The sequence below is a fragment of the Bartonella sp. AA81SXKL genome (assembly GCF_042196945.1).
Taxonomy (GTDB): domain Bacteria; phylum Pseudomonadota; class Alphaproteobacteria; order Rhizobiales; family Rhizobiaceae; genus Bartonella.
In genome coordinates, this window is record NZ_JBHIRH010000074.1 from 1 (window position 1) to 1,555 (window position 1,555).

Consider the following 1,555-nt stretch of genomic DNA (forward strand, 5'->3'; position numbering starts at 1 on the left):
CAAAAAATTGTGAGGTGTATGAAAGGGATAATGTTGTCAATATAACTGATAAAACAGAATAAAGAACGGCGTGGGGGGCGTGCTTTCTTTATGGTGTATAAACGCATATAAAATGCATTGCTATAAACATATCATAAAAGAGAGAGTAACATAAAAAAAGCCGTGTCAAATGATATGATGCGGCTTTCAAATAGCGATTATAATGATAGAAAAATAATCATCCACAATGGAGTAATGAATGCATATATACAAAACGTATCATATTGCAAGCGCTCTATGAGAGATATGAAAACTTATCAAAAGGAATGTAAATGATGCGTTTGATTTTTACTCACTCATTTGAATTACAGAGCCTATAAACGCTTGTTATGGCTATCAAACGTATCAAACAAATCAAAATGCTCGGTAGCTTTAACAATCCAATCAAAAGCAAATGCATATTCAATAAATATCTGCAAAAAACGTTCTTTTTACATTTGGAAGCGTTGGTTTTTACAAAGCAGCTTTTCATAAGATAAATAAACAATTATGGTTTTTTGTTACCATTTTTATCAAGTCAATTTTATTAATAATAGTTATTAAAAAATCACAAAATTAGAATAACCACTTGAAAATATACCCATATGGGTATATTAATAATCATGAGTAAAATAAAACGTATCATATGGCTTGGTTCTTCACTCAAAGATATAAAAAGTCTTCCTGATCTTATTCAACAAAGGATTGGTTATGCTCTTTATCTTGCTCAGATAGGAGATAGAGGAGAAAATGTTAAGGTTCTCAAGGGGTTTGGATCTGCCAATGTTCTAGAAATTATTGAACGCGATATTCAAGGAACTTATCGCGCTGTTTATACGATACAATATAAAAAATCTCTTTATGTGTTGCATTGTTTTCAGAAAAAATCGACCCGTGGCATTGCAACACCAAAACCAGACATTAATCTGATTAAAGAACGTCTCAAGTTAGTAGAACAATTAGAAGGGAATTAAAATGATCAATGTTTTTCACGGTAGTTCCAATGTTTATGCGGATCTTGGCTTTTCAGATTCCAGAGAGATGCTTATCAAAGCGCAACTTGCTCATAAGATTAGTCAAATTCTGAAAGAAAAGAACTTAACACAAAAACAGGCTAGTCAACTTTTGAAAATGACTCAACCAAAACTGTCTAAACTCTTAAGTGGAGAATTTCGAGGAATTAGTGAAATGAAAATGCTTGAGTGTTTGGCAAAATTGGGAAACGATATAAAGATTATTGTTAATCCGAAAGAAGTTAAAACGCTTGAAGGACATTTTGAAGTTGTTTTTTCTTCTTAAACTTCTTTATGATTAGCTTTTTTGGATCTATTCATGCATGGCAATCTTATATAAAAAATAGTCAAATGAATCACGTATAAAAGTGTGGATTCTTGAGTGGATTCATATAAAATAATTACAAACAAACTATTGACTTTATTGTATTTTTGTTTATAATGTCCTTCAACAAGCGTGACCATCCGACGACCGTTTTCAACATCAATGCTCCCCTCATCGCTGTAATAATCAAGATCATTAT

3 protein-coding genes are annotated in these 1,555 nt (G+C 31.6%); 2 read left to right on the top strand and 1 reads right to left on the bottom strand.

Annotation, left to right across the window (positions count from 1 at the left end; all coding sequences use genetic code 11):
• Positions 1-641: 641 nt before the first annotated feature.
• Positions 642-992, top strand: coding sequence for a type II toxin-antitoxin system RelE/ParE family toxin (locus tag ACFINZ_RS09525; protein ID WP_273783835.1), 351 nt, complete (start codon positions 642-644; stop codon positions 990-992).
• A 1-nt stretch (position 993) separates the two neighbouring features.
• Complete coding sequence (locus tag ACFINZ_RS09530; protein ID WP_015856199.1) at positions 994-1,317, top strand: helix-turn-helix domain-containing protein; 324 nt, start codon at positions 994-996, stop codon at positions 1,315-1,317.
• On the opposite strand, the gene ACFINZ_RS09535 is transcribed toward ACFINZ_RS09530, so the two are convergent.
• On the bottom strand, positions 1,314-1,555 hold a 242-nt coding region (locus ACFINZ_RS09535; protein ID WP_375643953.1), incomplete at its 5' end, for a hypothetical protein. The two genes, ACFINZ_RS09530 and ACFINZ_RS09535, sit on opposite strands and share 4 nt — an antisense overlap.